The organism is Aquimarina sp. RZ0 (assembly GCF_008370685.1).
Taxonomy (GTDB): Bacteria; Bacteroidota; Bacteroidia; order Flavobacteriales; family Flavobacteriaceae; genus Aquimarina.
On record NZ_VTZU01000014.1, the window covers coordinates 42,852 to 63,962 of the forward strand.

General features: G+C 33.8%; 13 protein-coding genes. 8 read left to right on the plus strand and 5 right to left on the minus strand.

Translation table 11 applies throughout. From position 1 onward, the window contains the following. The first annotated feature begins 342 nt into the window (after positions 1 to 342). Both F0000_RS07210 and F0000_RS07215 read left to right on the plus strand, forming a co-directional pair. On the plus strand, positions 343 to 1,275 hold the full coding sequence (locus F0000_RS07210; protein ID WP_149624042.1) for a GYDIA family GHMP kinase: 933 nt from the start codon (positions 343 to 345) through the stop codon (positions 1,273 to 1,275). Between the two features lie 287 nt (positions 1,276 to 1,562). Continuing rightward, a complete protein-coding gene (locus F0000_RS07215; protein ID WP_149624043.1) occupies positions 1,563 to 4,055 on the plus strand; it encodes a glycoside hydrolase family 9 protein in 2,493 nt (830 codons plus the stop codon). A 318-nt stretch (positions 4,056 to 4,373) separates the two neighbouring features. On the opposite strand, the gene lpxD is transcribed toward F0000_RS07215, so the two are convergent. The 3 genes from lpxD to F0000_RS07230 all read right to left on the minus strand — a co-directional run bounded on the left by lpxD (position 4,374) and on the right by F0000_RS07230 (position 9,828). Further along, positions 4,374 to 5,363: a UDP-3-O-(3-hydroxymyristoyl)glucosamine N-acyltransferase gene (gene lpxD / locus F0000_RS07220; RefSeq protein ID WP_149624044.1), complete on the minus strand. Its 990-nt coding sequence runs from the start codon at positions 5,361 to 5,363 to the stop codon at positions 4,374 to 4,376. A gap of 400 nt (positions 5,364 to 5,763) precedes the next feature. After that, positions 5,764 to 6,984, minus strand: a complete 1,221-nt coding sequence (gene odhB, locus F0000_RS07225) for a 2-oxoglutarate dehydrogenase complex dihydrolipoyllysine-residue succinyltransferase (protein ID WP_149624045.1) — start codon at positions 6,982 to 6,984, stop codon at positions 5,764 to 5,766. Between the two features lie 60 nt (positions 6,985 to 7,044). Then, positions 7,045 to 9,828 carry a 2-oxoglutarate dehydrogenase E1 component gene (locus tag F0000_RS07230; RefSeq protein ID WP_149624046.1) on the minus strand — a complete coding sequence of 928 codons (2,784 nt, stop codon included), beginning with the start codon at positions 9,826 to 9,828 and terminating at the stop codon, positions 7,045 to 7,047. Positions 9,829 to 9,943: 115 nt separating this feature from the next. On the opposite strand from F0000_RS07230, the gene F0000_RS07235 reads away from it, so the two are divergent. Next, positions 9,944 to 10,465 (plus strand): alpha-ketoglutarate decarboxylase, encoded by a 522-nt coding sequence (locus F0000_RS07235; RefSeq protein ID WP_149624047.1) that lies wholly within the window; start codon positions 9,944 to 9,946, stop codon positions 10,463 to 10,465. A 365-nt stretch (positions 10,466 to 10,830) separates the two neighbouring features. Next, positions 10,831 to 11,223 carry a hypothetical protein gene (locus tag F0000_RS07240; protein ID WP_149624048.1) on the plus strand — a complete coding sequence of 131 codons (393 nt, stop codon included), beginning with the start codon at positions 10,831 to 10,833 and terminating at the stop codon, positions 11,221 to 11,223. 456 nt (positions 11,224 to 11,679) lie between these two features. On the opposite strand, the gene F0000_RS07245 is transcribed toward F0000_RS07240, so the two are convergent. Together F0000_RS07245 and F0000_RS07250 are read right to left on the minus strand one after the other, a co-directional pair. After that, positions 11,680 to 12,846, minus strand: a complete 1,167-nt coding sequence (locus tag F0000_RS07245; RefSeq protein WP_149624049.1) for a hypothetical protein — start codon at positions 12,844 to 12,846, stop codon at positions 11,680 to 11,682. Positions 12,847 to 12,975: 129 nt separating this feature from the next. Next, positions 12,976 to 13,950: a polyprenyl synthetase family protein gene (locus F0000_RS07250; protein WP_149624050.1), complete on the minus strand. Its 975-nt coding sequence runs from the start codon at positions 13,948 to 13,950 to the stop codon at positions 12,976 to 12,978. Positions 13,951 to 14,215: 265 nt separating this feature from the next. Between F0000_RS07250 and F0000_RS07255 the strand changes: the two genes are divergently transcribed. From F0000_RS07255 to F0000_RS07270, 4 genes are read left to right on the plus strand one after another with little or no spacing between them, the layout of a single operon-like run. Further along, positions 14,216 to 14,815, plus strand: coding sequence for a TetR/AcrR family transcriptional regulator (locus F0000_RS07255; RefSeq protein WP_149624051.1), 600 nt, complete (start codon positions 14,216 to 14,218; stop codon positions 14,813 to 14,815). A gap of 2 nt (positions 14,816 to 14,817) precedes the next feature. Continuing rightward, on the plus strand, positions 14,818 to 16,176 hold the full coding sequence (locus F0000_RS07260; protein WP_149624052.1) for a TolC family protein: 1,359 nt from the start codon (positions 14,818 to 14,820) through the stop codon (positions 16,174 to 16,176). 8 nt (positions 16,177 to 16,184) lie between these two features. Continuing rightward, the gene (locus F0000_RS07265; protein WP_149624053.1) at positions 16,185 to 17,351 is read left to right on the plus strand and encodes an efflux RND transporter periplasmic adaptor subunit; all 1,167 of its coding nucleotides are present in this window, start codon (positions 16,185 to 16,187) and stop codon (positions 17,349 to 17,351) included. A gap of 6 nt (positions 17,352 to 17,357) precedes the next feature. Beyond that, a complete protein-coding gene (locus tag F0000_RS07270; RefSeq protein ID WP_149624054.1) occupies positions 17,358 to 20,903 on the plus strand; it encodes an efflux RND transporter permease subunit in 3,546 nt (1,181 codons plus the stop codon). Positions 20,904 to 21,111: the final 208 nt, after the last annotated feature.

A 21,111-nucleotide genomic window follows, 5' to 3' on the forward strand; every position in this document is an offset into this window, starting at 1 on the left:
TCCACCTTTAGTATTTAAATCTCGATTATCGAGTAAACAAACTACCTCGGGGCAAGTCCGCGAGGCATTTATTGAAAAAAACATTTTGATTTAGAGGCATGCCCTCCTTTAGCATTTAAATCTCGATTATCGAGTAAATTCAGGTTGGGATTTATATTAAAAAGACACAATACATTTGTAGAAAAGGCTAATATTCTTTAATTTATACTACCATTAGTTTACACTTTTTTGATTGAAGTAAAAAGATAGGCGAATTTTGCAGGCAAAAGCACTACTTTAGATAAGTTCTTAATAGAATTAACAGAAAATAATTACTTTTATCATAGTTTTATTATACAACATATGCCAAAAAAAACTTTCTACAGTCATGGTAAACTTTTAATTACTGGCGAATACCTCGTTCTTGATGGTGTAACTGCTTTGGCTATACCTACCAGAAAAGGACAATATTTAACAGTTGAAGAGAACAATAGCAATATGATTAGCTGGAGAAGTCTGGATGCACACGGAAATTGCTGGTTTCAATCAAATTTTGAAATAAACGACAAAGAATTTCATCCCCTTTCAGAAAATAACACACAAACTTCACCAGAAGTTACAAAAACATTGCTAAAAATATTCTCTTCTGCCAGAGCATTAAACTCAAAATTCTTATCGCATCAAGGATATACTATTGAGACCCGATTAGAGTTTGATCAACAATGGGGTTTGGGATCATCATCTACATTAATTAACAACATTGCTCAATGGGCAGAAGTAAACCCTTTTACACTATTAGAAAAAAGTTTTGGTGGTAGCGGATATGATATTGCGTGTGCTCAACATGAAACTCCAATACGATACACCCGAAACGGAAATACTCCTATTATAAATAAAGCTTTATTTAATCCTCCATTTAAGAATGACATATTCTTCATATATCTTAATCAGAAACAAAACAGTAAAGAATCAATTAAGCATTATCAATCTCTATCATTAAAAGATTTTGATAAAGCCGAAAAATCAATTAACGCGATCACAGAAAAAATAATAGTCAGTCAAGAATTAAATGAATTCGAAAAATTAATTGACAGTCACGAACAAATTATATCTGACATTATTAAAACTCCCACTGTAAAATCCAGATTATTTGAAGATTATACAAATAGTATCAAAAGTCTTGGTGGTTGGGGTGGTGATTTTATTTTAGCTACAGGAACTTTTACAGATATGAATTATTTTAGGAACAAGGGGTACACTACCATTATCCCGTACTCAGAAATGGCTTTTTCATAGCGTTTTCTAAAAATTTCACAAAGAATAAACGCAAGTTATATCCCAAATCAAGTTGCAAAAACAGGCTATATCTGTTATATATATAATCTATACAATATGGTTTTCTAAAGAATATTTCTAAAAAATCTTAATATATTTATTTTCAGGTATTTAATAATAATTTTTGCCTTTTTAAAATTTCAATATTCCACAGTATATATAATGTTAAGGTTCAGGCATAAAATATACCTGTATAACCCCAGTTATCTATTTATTAAACCCTTAATACTTTATTAAAACTATTCTTAATGAAAACATTATTATCATTCTTATCTTTAGCTTTGCTAGCTGGATCAAGCATCAAAGCCCAAATCACATATAGTGATGACTTTGACAAGGGCATATTAAGCATTAATTCCTCTCCTGGATATACTCCATCTTTATCAAATAACATGTTATTACTAACAGCAAATGGATCAGCTGATCTATGGGAATCTCTATCCTACAAAATACATATGGATGGTGTTGATTCGAATACTGATGCTTCTGCAGTTCCTAAATTATATATAAAAGCAAAAGGCACTGACCTTCCTAACCTAAGAATTGATCTAAGAGATGCTAATGGATATGTTACAAATTTCTCTGGACAGTCTACGGTTCTTATTGATGAATTCAAAATTTATGAATTAAACTATGAAGGTAAGCTACTGGATGGTGGATATGGAGGACCTTGCCTTCCAGCAGATGCTCCTTGCCCTGTAGATGCAACACAAATTTCTAATTTGGAAATGTTTATAAACCCGGGAGTAGGTGGATATAATGGAACCATAGAAATAGAATGGATTTCTCTTGGAGCACCGCTGGAAGATATCCCTTCTGCTCCAGAATTTGATATAAGATACAACCAGGTATCTTATCTAAAAGGACGGGATAAATTGATCAATATCGTCAGTATTAATAGTTTTTCCAGCAAATCTTACACTGTTTACGACAGTGCTGATAATGCTATCATTTCTGGTACAACAGATACATCAGTACTCTGGAGTGATTCTGGAGAATATGTTGCTACAGTTGATGTATCCTCAATTGACACAGAAGGAACTTATAGATTTGTTATTGATGAGCTTGAGATCAACTTTACTATAAACAACGATGGATATCAGGAAATCAGAGAGCAAGCTTTTAAGTATTATTATTACAATAGAGCGTCAACCTCATTGACTGCTGACTATGCAGGTATATATGCCAGAAATGCCGGTCATCCAGACACAGATGTAATTATACACGCATCTGCTGCTTCTCCAGCAAGACCTGCAGGAACCAAAATAGCTGCTCCAAAAGGCTGGTATGATGCGGGAGATTATAATAAATATATAGTGAATAGCGGGATTAGCACTTACACATTATTGGCAGCTTATGAACATTATGACACCTATTATAAAAACTTAGAATTTAATATCCCGGAAAAAGGAAATGCCATTCCCGATATTCTGGACGAAACCATTTGGAATCTGGATTGGATGCTAGCTATGCAAGATCCTAATGACGGTGGAGTCTATCATAAATTGACAGGACTGAATTTTTCTGGAAATATAATGCCTGATCAATATACCTTTGATCGCTATGTCGTTCAGAAGACCACAGCTGCCGCTCTAAATTTTGCCGCGGTAACAGCAGTAGCTTCTAGAATATTTGCAGATTTTGAAGCAGAAAAACCTGGATATAGTGCAACACTACTTCAGGCTTCAAAAGATGCATATTCCTGGGCAAAAGCAAATCCTACTGTGTATTATGTACAACCATCGGATGTTAAAACTGGGGAATATGGAGATAACAATGTAACAGATGAGTTTCAGTGGGCGGCGGTAGAATTATTTATCTCTACTAAAGATATTCAATATAAAAATGATATTAATATTGCCAATATTAACGCTCAAGTACCTACCTGGTCAAGTTCATCCATGCTTGCTCTGTTTTCTATAGCGCATCATGCTTCAGAACTATCGGGTGATATTAATGTCTCAGCAGCTAATAACAAGCTTTTAGAAACCGCCAATGTATTAAAAAACAATGTTGACAGCTCTCCTATGAATATTACGATGACTACCCCAGATTATGTTTGGGGAAGTAATGGGCAGATAGGAAATCAATTATTTGTTTTAATAAGAGCATATGAATTGACAGGTGATGAATCTTATCTAAGTGCTACTTATAAATCTATGGATTATATCTTTGGTCGTAACGGCACAGGATATTGCTATGTGACCGGTTTTGGAAATAGAAAAGTAATTGATCCACACCATAGAATATCTGTTTCTGATGGTATTGCTCAACCAGTACCAGGAATGATTGTAGGAGGACCTCATCCTGGTCAACAAGATTCTTGTAGTGGATATCCTAATGCAAATCCAGCTTCTTCTTTTGTTGATAATTACTGCTCTTATTCTACAAACGAAATAACCATTAACTGGAATGCTCCATTAGTATACTCAATACATGCTTTATACAACTATCAAAATGAATCATCTGTACTATCTGTTACTGATAATTTTGACGAAACTTTAGAAAATATATTTGAAGTTTATCCCAATCCTGCAAATAAAGTATTACATATAAAAACAGCTATTACTAATACTTCTCCAAATATTGAATTGTATTCTATACTGGGTAAAAAAATATTTTCAAAACAGCTTAAGGATACTGATTCTGCAATAGACATTACCAATCTGTCACCAGGACTCTATTTAGCAAAAATAACTACTAAAACCCATAAGTATACAGCAAAAATCTTAAAGAAATAAGTATCTATTCGCTTTAACAATTCAAGAACCTTTAAGCTTAATTCTGAAAAATAACACAGTGTAAGCTTAGAGGTTTTATATTTTAATTTACTACTGCTGATTTAAAATTATAATTCAAATTGGTTCTTTTCATTTATACTTAAAAACAAAAAGAGGTCTTAGCTATAGATATGCCTTATTCATCTTTTGAATTTACTGGAATAAAATATCCTTTTTTTCACCCAGTTTCAGAATAAAAAATATCAATAGCGCTCGCTGCTATTGCTGAATTTTCTTTGGCGTCTGAATCAAAAAACATCTAATTTAAAAGAAGACATATTATCTACCAAGCTTACGCAAAGCCACCCATTGCTTAAGCATATCTCTGGAATCGCAAGCAGGATATCCTAGAACTGTTTTTCCTGCCGGAACATCATTCATAACACCTGACCCTGCTCCGACCACAGCACCCGAATGAATTGTTGTATGATCTTTTATAGAAGCACTGCCTCCAATAACAACTCCATCACCCAGGGTAACCGAACCTGCTAAACCGCTGCTACCTGCCATAATACAAAAACGTCCCAACACAGAATTATGACCGATCTGTACCAAATTATCAATTTTACAACCATCACCTAATATAGTAGAACTAAATTTAGCGCGATCCACACAAGAATTTGCTCCTATTTCAACACCATTTCCAATAACGACATTTCCGATATGCGGTATTTTCACAAGTCCTCGGCCGTCTTCGCTAGGACGATAGCCAAAACCATCAGCTCCAATACTCACATTATTATGAAAAATACAATGACTCCCAATTTTAGAACGTTCTCGAATTACTGTCCCCGACCAAATAACACTATGATTCCCTACTACAGAATCGTCAAAAACAGTTACATTGGGATAAAACACAACACCTTCTCCTAAAACAACATCTTTTCCAATATAACAACCTGCTCCAATTTTGCACCCAACTCCGATAACTGCTGATTTATGAATTACGGCCGTAGGATGAATATCTGTATCAAAAACCGGGTCTTCAGGACGAAATAATTCTAACAATTTGGACATTGCTAAATCTGCATTTTTTACCATAATAAATGCTCGGTCAGCACCAGGCTCAATAGTTAAGTTTTCATTAACAATGGCAGCACAGGCGCCAGAGGTTTCCCATAAACGTGCATATTTTGAACTTCCAATAAAGGTGACCTGATCATTTTTAGCATTCTTCAATTGATCTAGACCTGTTATTTTTTTATTAGTACTACCTACTAACTTTCCTTTCAAAATAGTATTGATTTCTTCTATAGTAAACGATTTCATTATTTTTTATTAAGTAATTATTGAATATATTTGATCTATCATTTTTTTTTGCAAAACTTACACAGTCATTGTAAATAATAATGCTATAAGAAGTAATGAAGTATTAAAAACTATACAAAAGAATCAATCTAGTTAATTTTTAACAAATCCTCTTTTATTATTATTAGATGTTGTCAATTAATATCATTCTTTATCTAAAATCAAAATAATTCAATTTTATATCATAGCCGTTTCATATAAGCACTGACATAACGCAGTTTTTGATCTGTTATACAAGGCATCAACGTTATTTTTCCCAGAAAGTTGCTTGTCTAACAAATATTTTAAAAAGTTTCGTAAAAAATAAAACCTCAACTCACAAGGAATTGAGGTTTTGTTAGCACTTTAAAGAAAGTACGTATTACATCTCTAATGCTTTATTTATATTATTATTCATTAGTAGTTCTTCCGGGTTTTCCAACGCTTCTTTAACAGCAACCAAAAATCCTACTGATTCTTTACCATCAATAATTCTATGATCATATGATAATGCCACATACATAATAGGAGCGACAACAATCTGACCTTCTCTTACTATTGGTCGTTCTACAATATTATGCATCCCCAAAATTGCACTTTGAGGAGGGTTGATAATAGGGGTTGATAACATACTTCCAAAAACCCCTCCATTAGTAATTGTAAAAGTTCCTCCTGTCATTTCATCAACTGTAATCTGACCTTCACGAGCTCTTATTGCTAATCTTTTCACTTCGGATTCTACACCTCTGAAACTTAGATTCTCAGCATTTCGTATAACTGGCACCATCAAACCTTTAGGCCCGGAAACTGCAATACTAATATCCTGAAAATCATAAGAAATCATTTCTTTACCATCAATCATAGAATTTACAGAAGGGTACATTTTTAATGCTCTCACACAAGCCAATGTAAAGAAAGACATAAATCCAAGACCTACCCCATGCTTACTTTTAAAGTTTTCTTTATACTGCTTTCTAAGATCAAAAATTGGTTGCATATCTACTTCATTAAAAGTAGTTAACATTGCCGTTTCATTTTTAACCGAAACTAAGCGTTCTGCTACTTTACGGCGAAGCATTGATAATTTAGAACGTGATTCTCCTCTCTGTCCGGGACCAGGAGTCCCCATAGAAGGAGTAGCTTTTATTGCATCTTCTTTAGTAATACGTCCGTCTCGACCAGTACCTTGCACCTGAGAAGTATTGATTCCTTTTTCTGCCAACACCTTTTTTGCAGCCGGCGAAGCCGTTCCGGTAGCATATGTTTCTGTCTTGGCAGGTGTAGCTGGTGTAGCTACTACAGCTTTCTTTTCTTCTACCTTAGGAGTTTTTTCTACCGGTTCATCACCTCCTCCTTCTGGCTTAGCTGCATCTGTATCAATAAGGCATACTACCTGACCAACAGCTACAGCATCCCCTTCTTCAGCTTTTAAGGTAATAATACCGCTTTCTTCTGCGGGTAATTCTAATGTTGCTTTATCACTATCTACTTCTGCAATAGCCTGATCTTTTGTTACATAATCACCATCTTCTACGAGCCATTGAGCAATTTCTACTTCTGTAATGGATTCTCCCGGAGAAGGGACTTTCATTTCTAAAGCCATAATTCTAATTTTATATATATATCACACTTTCGTGAAAATCTTCTATTTATACTTACTTTACTATTTCTTTTTACGTCTTTGATTATCTTTTGTTTTATCAAACACATAGTCAATTACCTCCTGATGCCTTCTTTTAGACCTGGTAGCACTACCTGCAGCAGGGGCACCGTATGGTCTCCTACTTGCAAATCTAAATGTTTTAGCATTATCATAATGCATTAGAATATGACTTAATGCACCCATATTCCTAGGTTCTTCCTGAGCCCAAACAACTTCATCAGCCTTATACTTCTTAATCAATGTATCCATCTCTCGAGCAGGCAGCGGGAACAATTGCTCTATACGTACCAAAGCAACATCTTTTCGTTCAGTTTTTCTTCTTTCTTTTAATAAATCATAATAAAACTTACCTGTACAAAAAACTAAAGTTTTGACATCTGCTTTTTTTACGTTAGTATCATCAATTATGGTTTGAAAACTACCATTAGCAAACTCTTCTACCGTAGAAACCACTTCTTCATCTCTCAATAAACTTTTGGGAGTAAAAACAACCAATGGTTTACGGTACGATGCTTTCATTTGTCTACGGAGCAGGTGAAACATATTAGCAGGAGTAGTGACATCTGCCACAAACATGTTATCCTTTGCACATAGTTGCAGATAACGCTCCATACGAGCTGACGAATGTTCTGCCCCCTGTCCTTCATACCCATGAGGTAATAACATCACCAGTCCATTTTGTAATTTCCACTTATCCTCTGCAGAAGATATATACTGATCAATCATAATTTGAGCACCATTACTAAAATCTCCAAATTGTGCTTCCCATATAGCCAATGTCTGAGGACTTGCCATGGCATATCCATAATCAAAACCAACGACTGCATACTCAGAAAGTAATGAATTATAAATATAAAAATCCCCTTGATCTCCTTTTAGATTATTAAGTAATAAAACTTCTTCTTCGCTATCTTCTACTTTTATAACAGCATGCCTGTGGGAGAAAGTCCCTCTTTCCACATCTTGCCCAGACATCCTTACATCATATCCTTCTTTAAGCAAAGAACCATACGCCAGTAATTCTCCCATCGACCAATCTAATTTATCAGTCTCAAAAAACATTTCATGTCGTTTCTCTACAATTTTTTGTATTTTTCGTAGAAATTTTTTCTCTTCCGGAAGTTTCGTTATGACTTTTGCAATTTCTGTAAGTCCTTCTTTTGAATAGGTAGTATCTACCACTTCCATCATTTCATCTTCCTGTACTCTAACAAAACCTGCCCATTCATCCTGCATAAACGGGGTTATAACAGTCTTCTCTTGCTTACGAGAATCTTCTAGTTCCTCTTCAAGAGAAGCTTTGTATTCTTGCTCTAAGGTAGCTACATAATTTTTATCTATAATTCCTTCTGCAATTAATTTCTCTGCATAAATATCTCTCGGGTTTTTATGTTTAGCAATTGCTTTATATAATTTCGGTTGTGTAAAACGAGGTTCATCTCCTTCATTATGACCATATTTGCGATACCCTAAGAGATCAATAAATACATCTCTCCCAAAATTCATTCTAAAATCTAAGGCAAAATTAGCTGCATGTACTACTGCTTCTGCATCATCTGCATTAACATGTAATACAGGAGACAATGTTACTTTACCAACATCTGTACAATAGGTAGACGAACGTGCATCCAGATAATTAGTAGTAAAACCAATTTGATTATTTACTACTATATGTATGGTCCCTCCGGTTTTATATCCATCTAATTGAGCCATCTGTACAATTTCATAGACTAAACCTTGCCCAGCAACTGCAGCATCTCCATGCACAACTATTGGTAAAACCTGAGAAATATTATCTTTATAATGCGTATCTTGTTTTGCCCTGGTGATTCCTTCTACAACAGCTCCTACTGTTTCTAAATGAGAGGGATTGGGTGCAATGTTCATATTAATCGCTTTCCCAGAATCTGTCTCTCTTTTTGAGGTCCACCCCAAATGATATTTCACATCCCCATCAAATACCGTTTCTTCATAATCTTTACCATCAAATTCGTTAAAGATATCTTTTGGGCTTTTACCAAATATATTTGTTAATGTACTGAGACGACCCCGATGCGCCATCCCCATGACAAATTCTTTAACGCCCATTGTAGCAGCTTTTTCTACCAAAGCATCCAAAGCTGGAATTAATGATTCTCCTCCTTCCAGAGAAAAACGTTTTTGTCCTACGTATTTGGTATGTAAAAAACTCTCAAAAGCAACTGCCTGATTTAGTTTTTTAAGAATATGTTTTTTCTGCTCTCCAGAAAACTTAGTTTTATTAGTATTAAAATTTATACGCCCCTGTATCCATTTTCTTTCTTCAGGATTACGGATATACATATATTCTATACCTGTAGCATCACAATATATATGTTCCAGATGAACAATAATATTACTCAATGTATCTGGTCCTAACCCAATAATTTCACCAGCATTAAAAATAGTATTGAGATCTGCCTGACTCAGCCCAAAATTCTCTAATGATAAGGTAGGATTATATTTTCTTCGATCCCTAACCGGGTTTGTCTTCGTAAATAAATGTCCTCGTGTTCTATATGCATCGATAAGTCTTACTACCTGAAATTCTTTTTGTACATTCTCTGGAACAGCAACTGTTTCTCCTGATGATTTTTCAACGTAGACTGTTTCTATTGAGCCATCGGTATTTTCTATACCGAAATCAAACCCTTGAAAAAATGCTCTCCAACTTGGTTCTACACCATCGGGATTTTGCAAATATTGGTCGTATAAATCTGCAAAAAATGCGGTATTAGCCGCATTTAAAAATGAATATTTATCCATATATATGTCCTCAATCGTTTTTTTATTGACAAAACGATACAAAAATACAACAATTACAGTATATTGAGTATCGAATTATATATATTTATTATGACGTTTTTTTAGAAATTTAACAATGAAAATGATTCTTATTCAGAATATCAAATCACTCATCTTAGTTTCTATAATTTTATGTTCCTTACAAAAAAATTATAGTCAAGATGAAAATTTTTGGTCGCACATTAGTATTGGGGGAAATATCGGAATTGGATTTTCTAATAACTCCTTTAGTGCTGTAGTTGCTCCTGCGGCTATCTATAATTTTAGTAATCAATTCAGTGCAGGTTTAGGACTTAATTTTGGATATACAGATGGTCAAAACTTCACTGCGACCAATTATGGAGCTAGTATCATTACTTTATACAACCCTTTTCCGAGCTTACAGCTCTCGGCAGAGTTTGAAGAGATGGGAGTGAGTAGAAGTTTTGATCTTAATGGATCTGATTTTAATGAAGATTATTGGTATCCCGCATTGTTCATCGGTGTTGGTTACAGAGTAGGCTTTATAAGTGTAGGGCTTAGATATGACACATTGTATGATGAGAATACGAGTATATATACTAGTGCTTATGCCCCTTTTGTAAGGATATTTTTTTAATAGTATTACTTCTTGACAGGACTTTTTTAATGTTATTATCGTTTTTAGAACAATTAAGTGTCGAGTTAAAAACCGTAAAAAAATAAAGCATAAAAAGTAATTTAAGAGGATAAAAGCTATATTTGGGATAAATTTATATAATAAAAGGTAGGGAGGTTCGTTATATACGTTTAGAAACACACAAATTAACTTTTATTTAGATAAACCTATATAGTTACTAAATATACATCCATTTCTACCCTAATGATTATTTAAGAAAAGTTCTATAAATAATGGATATTCTAAGTTCCAGCTGTAAAGGAAAAAGAGTGTTTGGTTATTTTTTTGATTAAATAATACAATGGAAACACATAAAAGTATATACTATGAAAAACTTTACACTCTTAGCTTATTTAGGAATTTTTACTTGCACTATTTGCTTCTACTCCTGTTCTGGATCAAAAGAGATTCCTTCGGCAGATGCGGATGCCACTTATAAGTATTATAAGGTCAAAAAAAAGAATCAAAAAGCTGTTACTGGACATGTCAACTCTAAAGAGATTGTATTAAAAGCATATAATGTTATCCAAAAACATACAACAAGTGATATGAATGACATTGCTTTATCTAAGATTACAAAAACCAAAAGTGGCTATCATTGGAGGTTTGCGAATGTCAAAACTGGTAAAAATTATATTGCCACTGCAAATCACAAATTTGAAGCCGTAAACATTTATGAAAAACCAAAAGAAAGCAAGAAAATAATTACGAATTTATGATTGATATAATAGAGCTATAGAAATCTCTATTTGTTAATTACTGTGTATTGAATTTTAATAGAAATCTTATCTGTTCTATTCATTAATTGTTTTCAAAGATCTTGTAAAACTCTTTTAATTTTTTGCTTGCTATTCTTATGCGTTAAAAAATACATGTATCATTACATATAAACCATTTGATCTATTGGCTATCAATAGATCAAATGGTTTTTTTATTTTAAAGAAAAAGAGGAAATCTAAAAAATCAGATATCCTCTTTTTTAGGACTAGATAATACCATTTCTACCTTAAAATCACCCACCAAAACTTGTTCTTTTCCCCTTATGCTTCAAAATAAAAATTAACCATAGACTAGGTTATACTGAACTTTTCTTTTTTGCCTAAAGAAAAACAACTGTATTTTATTTGGGTAATTTTAAAGCTAAAATGGTATAATTTGATATACCTCTCTAAATTTTACAACAACTGAAAGTTAATAGTATTGCCACTTCTACTATTAGTAAATGTCGACTCATCAGGATCATTAGTACGAACCAAAGCAGATGGATGTACTCTCATCTCTTCTGTACTAGGTATTGGAGTGTCAAATACACGAGACACCCCATAGACTGTCCCTAACCAACTCGATCTTGTTTCAGGAGAATATATCGCGGTAATATCTCCATTAGCATTTCTTATAAACTCAAAAGTTACTTCTGTATTATCACCATCAGCATATCCTAAACGAATATTGGTACTACCAGAAAGATAACGAAATTCAAATCTTTCAATTTCGTTTACTGTAGGCGAGTTTGTTACTTCTGGAATATTATAACCTAGTGTTACACTATGTTGTGTTACTTCTACTAATCGAACTTCAAATTTAGATATTAACGTCCTTGTATCTGTTTTTATACTAAAGTTTTTTATTCGTAAACCTGCATCACTTCTTTGACTCTTTGCTATAACTTTAATATCATAATTAGTATCTGGTTCTAGTCCCGACACAATGTGATTTCTATAACTAGTATATGTTAAATTTTCTACTACTTTTTCGTTATCTACAAATATATCATACCGATAATCATCATAAAACTCCCGAGAGTTTACAAACCAGGCAAAATTGATATGAGATGAAGGTATATTTATAATATTAATAACAAAATCTGAGCTTGAAGCATAGCGCGTATACCGTACTTCTTTACTTCTTATCCATCTACTCTCTGTAAAATTATATACAAATGAAAACCTCAACGTATTGATATCCCATTTTGGCAATGCTACATTTTCGCCATCTGCATCCTTTATAACATAGATATAATTGGCATCTTCGAACCATATACTGTATGTTTCACCAACTCCTGTATCAGGATTACCGTTAATAGTATTGCCAAATCTTTCATAATAAAAGCCATCAACACTTGCCCAGGTAATCACAGTATCAGAAGCGGTCTTGGTCTCTATCCATTCTTTTGCACCAAGTGCCTTACGTTCTAATTCATCAAAGGAGATCGGAGCTGGTATTATTGTGGATTGAGAGGCATCAAGAGTTTCTGTTTGAAATTCTTCTTTTTCGCAAGAAAAAATAAATAGACCAGTAATGAGTCCTAAACACAATCTGGTTATTGTTTTAGAAATAGTCATAATTAAAATAATTTTGAATTAATAATAACTCAAAATTAGATGTAGAAGAGGAGAAATATCACCCTGCTTTCAGTGAATTTGTATCCCCTGATTTCTGATATAACAGCGTATCAAATTTACCATAAATCACTATACATCTCTATTCATTAATTGATTTCCAAAATCTTGTAAAACTTTCTTTTTCTCTTCTGAGATAGATAAATTATCCAGAACCTTAAAAGCTTGTTCTGTATATTTTTTGATCTCTGACCTGGTTCTTTCTTTTGCTCCTGTAGTTTCAAAAATATGCTTTACTGTATTTATTTTCTCTGATGGATTCTCTGGATTCAGAGAGAAAAGACTTTCTAGTTGCTTTTTATGATCCGTGTCAGTATACTCTAAAGCTTTAAGATATAAAAAGGTTTTTTTATTCTCTATAATATCACCTCCTAGTTGTTTTCCAAAAGTTTCCGGATTTCCAAAAGCATCCAAATAATCATCCTGTAATTGAAAAGCAATACCAAGCAATCTACCAAAATCATAAATAGAAGATTTACAAGTTTCTGATGCCCCGGCTACAATTGCCCCCATTTGCATAGCAGCTCCTACCAGTACAGCTGTTTTATACTCTATCATTTTCAGGTATTCCGGAATTGTTACATTATCTCTAGTTTCAAAATCAATATCATATTGTTGCCCCTCGCATACCTCAATCGCAGTTTTAGTGAATAATTTTGCCAATTCCTTAAAAATGCTTCCGTCATAATTTTCAAACAACTGATAGGCATTAATCAACATGGCATCTCCAGAAAGTATACCTGTATTAACATCCCATTTCTCATGAACGGTTTCGCTTCCTCTTCGCAATGGTGCATCATCCATAATATCATCATGAACTAAAGAGAAATTATGAAAAACCTCTATCGCCAGCGCGGCATCAAGTGCCTCTTTATGAGAAGTTCCAAAAATCTCTGAAGTCATTAAAACCAATACAGGTCTTAATCGTTTCCCTCCCAGATGTAATATATACGAAATAGGCTCATATAAATTTCTCGGTTCTTTTACTATTGCTTTTTCTGAAAGATATTCTAAAAAATAATTTTGATAATCTGAAACTGTATGCACTGTCAATTTTTTTTTGCTAAGGTAAAATAAAATTTACGAAGCATACCTCTTCTAATATGTCCTAATAAAGAATCCATATTCGTCTCACCATAGACAATTATAATTTTACGCACTAAGAAATAATGCTATCAGCCTGATATAAAATAACGGCTTCTATTTTTTTATGAATCTAAAAACAATGTTAAATAATTGTGAAACTTGGGAAACTTTTAATGTTTTTATAGTTTCCTGCTATACATTTGCACTCGAAAATTAACTTCGTTAAATGAAAGAGAAAATTATTGAAAAAGCGAATGATATGTTTTTAAACTTTGGTTTCAAAAGTGTGACCATGGATGACCTTGCTTCAGAAATGGGAATTTCAAAAAAAACAATCTATACGCATTTTCAGAATAAAACAAAATTAGTTGAAGCAACTACAGATTTTTTATTTTGCTGTGTGTGTGATGGAATTGATTCAATTCTAGAAGAGAACAAAGAACCTATTGAAGAATTATATGCTATAAAAGCCTTCTTGATGTATCACCTAAAAGATGAAAAAACCTCTCCTCAATATCAGCTTCAAAAATACTATCCAAAAATACATAACACTCTTAAAGTAAAGCAATTTGAAGCTATGCAGGAATGTGTGATCGAAAATCTGGTAAGGGGCATAAAAAAAGGAGTTTTTAGAGCAGATATTAATATCGAAATCATATCAAGAATATACTTTATAGGAATGATGGGAATCAAAGATCAGGAAATGTTTCCTAGGCAATCATTCCCTGTTTCAAAATTAATGACTGAATATCTCGAATATCATGTTAGAGGTATTGTCACTGAAAAAGGACAAACCATTTTAAACAATTTAATCAAAGAACAATAATTATGAGAAACAACTTTTGCTCTTTATGTTTCTGTTGCTTATTCAGCTTGCTTGCCTTTGCTCAGCAGACTCCTGTTTCCTCTCAATATTCATTTACATTGGATGAGGCAATAGAATTTGCATTAGAGAACAATTATCAATCCATCAATGCAAGACGTGATGTTGCTAAGGCATTAAAAAGAAAGTGGGAAGCTACAGCCACAGGACTTCCGCAAATTGATGCTGCCATAGCTTATCAAAATCAATTAAAACAACCCGTAACTCTTATTCCAGGTGAATTTTCTGGAGGAACTCCTGGTACATTTGTCCCTGTAGTTTTTGGAACAAAAGAACAAGCCTCTGCAACTGCCACCTTATCTCAACTCTTATTTGACGGATCATATCTGGTAGGATTAGAGGCCGCAAAGAGTTTCTTACAATTCAATAATGATTCTGAGGAAAAAACCAAATTAGAAGTACGTAAAACTGTAATCAATGCCTACGGAAGTGTTCTCGTAGCTCAGGAAAATGTAAGCATACAGCAGAGCAATAAAGCAGCACTTGAAAAAAATTATCAGGAAGCAAAAAAGACATTTGAAGCTGGATTGAATGAAGAAGAAAATGTAGAGCAATTACAGATCACCTTATTACAGACGACAAATCAGCTCAATAATGCGATTCGACAACAAAAAATAGCATCACAAATGCTTAATTTGGCAATTGGTATAGATGTGAATTCTTCTACCACACTATCAGATGATCTTGATAGCTTAACGATGAAAAATCTTGACTCCTCTATGGCGAATAAACCTTTTACCATAGAAAATAATGTGGATTATAGATTAGGCTATTTATTAACAGAACAAAGAAGATTAGAACTAAAACTGGAAAAATCCAAGGCATTGCCTACGCTTTCAGCCTTTGTAAATTATGGTACACAGGCAAATAGTGATTCCTTCTCTTTTTTAGAAAATGATCAGCTTTGGTTTCAGTCTTCTATCTTGGGAGTTAATTTAAATATTCCAATTTTTAGCTCTTTGGGAAGAAGTGCAAAAACAAAACAGGCCAGAATTGCTTTTGAGCAAGCTAACACCACTTTTATTGAGACGCAACAACAAATCCAACTCCAGTACAATACTGCTATCAATGATTATCAGTTTTCTATAGAAACCTATGAAACTTCCAAACAAAATCTTGCATTGGCAGAAAGGATTGAAAAGAAAAATCAAGTCAAATTCACCGAAGGACTTGCCAGCAGTTTAGAATTAAGACAAGCTCAATTACAGCTATATGGCGTACAGCAAGAAACATTACAAGCTATGCTCAATATTATTACCAAAAAAGCAGAATTAGAAACCATCTTAAATACACCTAATAATTAATTAAACCCATGAAAAAGATACTTACCATATTATCCGTATCCCTTCTTATAATTTCTTGTGGGCAAGAAGGCGCAAAATCTATAGATAAGATCATTGAAAAGGGTGATCTACAAGCTATACGCTCTAAAAGAAGTGAAATTGTAGCAGAACAACAAACAATTGCAGACAAGTTAAAACAGTTGGATAAAGCAATTGCATCCTTAGACAGCGTTAAAAAACTTCCATTAGTAACTACCATTTTAGCAAAAGATTCATTATTTAATCATTACTTAGAGCTACAAGGAAGTGTAGAAACAAAAAAGAATATTGTATTGTATCCTGAAACAAGCGGGACATTGTTCAAAGTGTATGTTAAAGAAGGTCAAAAAGTATCTAAAGGTCAGGTACTCGCCAGAATTGATGATGGTGGTCTGGGGCAACAGGTTGCCCAGATGGAAGTTCAGGCTGCATTGGCCAAAACTACTTTTGAAAGACAGCAAAAACTTTGGAATCAAAAAATAGGCTCTGAAATCCAGTATCTACAGGCAAAAGCCGGCTATGAATCTCAGGAAAATGCAGTAAATCAAATGAAACGACAATTAGCCAAAGCTACTGTTACTGCTCCTTTTTCGGGAATTGTTGATGATATTATTGCAGAACAAGGTAGTGTCGTATCACCGGGACAAACACAATTAATTCGCATTATTAATCTGGATGATATGTATATAGAAGTAGAAGTCCCGGAAAGTTATATTTCTAATATAATAAAAGGCAAAGAAGCAAAAGTACATTTCCCTGTACTAGGAACTACTATCGATACTAAAATTCGACAGGTTGGAAACTATATAAATCCAAATAATCGTTCTTTTACAGTAGAAGTAGCAGTCCCTAATAAAGATGGTCTTATCAAGCCTAACTTAACAGCAAAAGTAAAAATCAATGACTATACCAGTCAGAAAGCGATTTTGATTCCGCAAAGTATTATATCAGAAAACTCTGAAGGAGATCAATATACTTATGTCACCTCTGGTAAGGATGCAAAAAATATTGCTGAAGCTAAAAGAGTCATAATAAAAACAGGAAAAACACAAGGAGATTTTATTGAGATCCTTGAGGGAATCAAAAATGGTGATGCATTGATTAGTGAAGGTGCCAGAAGTGTAAAAGATGGTCAAAAGGTAGAAATCATAAACTAAAGTCTTATGGAAGTCAATAATAAAAAAGTAGATAAAGAATTCGGATTATCTTCCTGGGCGATAAACAATCACACCACAATCTATGTCATGATTGGCATATTTTTGGTATTGGGTTTATCAGCATATTTCTCTATGCCTAGGGAAAATTTCCCCGAAATTAACGAAACCAAAATCTATATCAGTGTTCCTTACCCAGGTAATACAGCAGAAGATATAGAACGACTGATTATAGATCCATTAGAAGATAAATTAAAAAACGTTAGTAATGTTGTCGAAATAGTCTCTACCTCTCAAGAAGATTATGGTATTATTACAGTAGAGTTTGATGAAGATCTTTCTGTAGCAGAAGCAAAACAAAAAGTAAAAGATGAAGTAGATTCTGAAAAATCCAATGAAGATTGGCCTACTTTTAATGGAGCCAAAGTAGAACCTAATGTATTTGATCTTAGTATTTCTGAAGAAACTCCGATAATGAATATCAATATTACCGGAGATTATCCTGTAGAAAAACTAAAATTATTTGGTGAGCACCTCGAGGAAGAGATTGAAGATCTAAAAGAAATTAAAGGAGTAGATATACGAGGAGCTCAAGAAAAAGAAGTAGAGGTTGCAGTCGATATTTATAAAATGATGGCAGCAAAAGTAAGTTTTGATGATGTGATCAATACGATCAAAAATGGAAATGTCACAATGTCTGCCGGAAATATGATTAGTAGTGGACAACGAAGAACCATTAGAATTCTGGGAGAAATTGACAAACCATCAGAATTAGACAATTTTGTAGTAAAATCTGAAAACGGAGCCATATACCTGCGTGATATCGCCAAAATAACGTTTAAGGAAGAAGACAAAACTACCTATGCAAGAGAGTTTGGAGATAATGTAGTTATGCTAGAGGTTAAAAAACGTTCGGGAAAAAACATGGTAGAGGCTGCAGAAAAAATAAACCTGATTGTAGCAGATGCAGAAGAAAATGTATTCCCTACTGATCTCAAAATTAGTATTGCCAATGATCAATCTTCCAAAACTATTAATCAGGTAGACGATCTGGTAAATAATATCATCTTTGGGATTATATTAGTAGTGGGTGTTCTCATGTTCTTTTTAGGATTCAGAAATGCATTGTTTGTAGGGTTTGCAATTCCTATGTCTATGTTCATGTCGTTTATGATATTATCCCTGTTAGGCTATACGATGAATACAATGATTCTTTTTGCCCTGATTATGGGATTAGGAATGCTTGTCGATAATGGAATTGTCGTTGTAGAAAATGTATATCGATTGATGGAAGAAGAAGGTATGTCTCGTATCGAAGCTGCTAAAAAAGGAATCGGAGAGATTGCTTTTCCTATTATTATCTCTACTGCAACTACGGTAGCTGCTTTTGTCCCGCTAGGAATGTGGCCGGGAGTTATGGGGCAGTTCATGATTTATTTCCCCATCACACTCTCTGTAGTATTAGGTTCTTCTTTATTTGTTGCTATTTTTATTAACTCTATGCTCGTTTCCAGGTTTATGGAAGTAGGAGAAAAAGTATTGACAGTAAAACAACTTATCAGATTAAGTATTATTCTGGTAGGATTTGGGGTATTTATCTTAATTGTTGGAGGTCCTGTAAGCGGACTCGGTAGTTTGATGATATTTACGGCGATTATGTTCTGGATCTACAAATATCTACTAAAAAAAGCTGCTAATCTTTTCCAGAGAAAAATTTTACTATGGCTGGAGAATACCTACCAGCGGTTTTTAAAATTTGCCTTAAAAGGGTGGAGATCTGTAGTGTTTTCTCTAGGAACAGGGTTTTTACTAATATTAGTTTTTATGATGTTTGGGGCGTCTGTAGGCAGTCAGCGAACCAAAATTGAATTTTTCCCAGACAACAAACCCAATCAAATTATTGTCTATATTGAATATCCTCAAGGAACAGATATTGAAAAAACAAATAAAATTACCAAGGAAATCGAAAATCGCGTATATGCGGTCCTAAATGATGAAGAATACATAGAAGGTAAAGATTACAATTTCTTAGTAGAAGCCGCAGTTTCTCAGGTAGGTGAAGGGGCATTTAATCCACAGACAGATGGAGGTAGTAGTGCAGAAATGCCACATCGTGCCAAGATCGTTTCTGCTATGAGAGAATATAAATTCAGAAAAGGAAAAGATTCTGAAGAATTGCGACAAAAAGTACAGGATGCATTAAAAGGGATATATCCCGGTGTTGCTATTTCTGTAGAAAAAGATGCTGTAGGACCACCTGCCGGATACCCTATCAATATAGAAATAGAAGGTTCTGATTATAATGAATTGATTGCTATTGGAGAACAAATGCGTAATTTCATTAATGAAAAGAACATTCCAGGTATTGAAGAATTAAAAATTGATGTTAACAAAGGAAAACCTGCTATGCAAGTCGTTGTGGATCGTGAAAAAGCCGGAGAACTTGGTGTTGCCGCTGGACAAGTAGGAAATCAGTTGCGTAGATCAATTTTTGGAGAAAAAGCCGGAGTTTATAAAAAAGCTGGAGAAGATTATGATATCTATGTCCGTTTTGATGAAAATAACAGGTATAATACCAGTTCATTATTTAACCAGAACATCACCTTTAGAGATCAGGCAACAGGCAGATTAAAAGAAGTCCCGGTAGCAGCCGTAGCCTCAAAAAAGAATACCTCTTCTTTTAGCGCTATAAAACATAAAGACACCAAAAGAGTCGTTACTGTATACTCCGGTTTGCAACCAGGGTATACCGATGCAGGAGCAATTGTATCTCAGATCCAAACAGAAATGGCTAGTTTTATTGAGTTGCCAAGAGGTATAAAAATTGATTATACTGGTCAGATCGAGGAACAGGGTAAACAAATGCAGTTTTTGATGGGAGCTTTCTTTGCCGGACTTGGATTAATCATGCTCATTCTTATATTTCAATTCGGTTCTATCTCTAAACCTACTATTATTATGATTGCTATATTCCTAAGTTTTATTGGAGTGTTTGGAGGTATATTAATTACGGGAGCACCATTTGTAATTATGATGACTATGATGGGGATTATTTCATTAGCTGGAATTGTAGTAAATAATGGAGTGGTACTTCTGGATTATACACAGCTACTCATAGATCGTAAAAAAGTAGCCCTCAATGTACCCGAAGACGCACTACTGGCACACGAGGATGTTATAGAACTTATCATAAAAGGAGGTAGAGCACGTTTAAGACCTGTAATCCTTACCGCGATTACTACAGTACTAGGTTTGATTCCATTAGCGATCGGTTTTAATATTGATTTCTTTTCACTATTCTCTAATTTTGATCCTAAAATATATATAGGAGGAGATAATGTAATTTTCTGGGGGCCTTTGGCCTGGGCGGTTATTTATGGATTAATCATTGCCACTTTCCTTACACTAATTATTGTACCTTGTCTATTCTATATCGTACATAGAATTAAGGCATGGTTTGGAAGAAAAAAAACTGTAAAAAATCAGATAGCATCGGATCTGGATACCAATACAGAAATTAATGATGATGAATTGGCTATTCCTTCAGCAACATAAAATTTTTACTAACATACTGATAATTAAAAACCATCTGGCAGTATACTGTCAGATGGTTTTTGTCTATATACTACAAACTAAATTATGCCAACCTGAGTTCAATTATTATGACAGATCATTCAAAACCTTCAATTCGAGTGCTTTGACGAAGGAAAAGTGTATCGAGAATAGGTTTTTGATCCCAAAATGCTTGTTTTCTATACAAAAT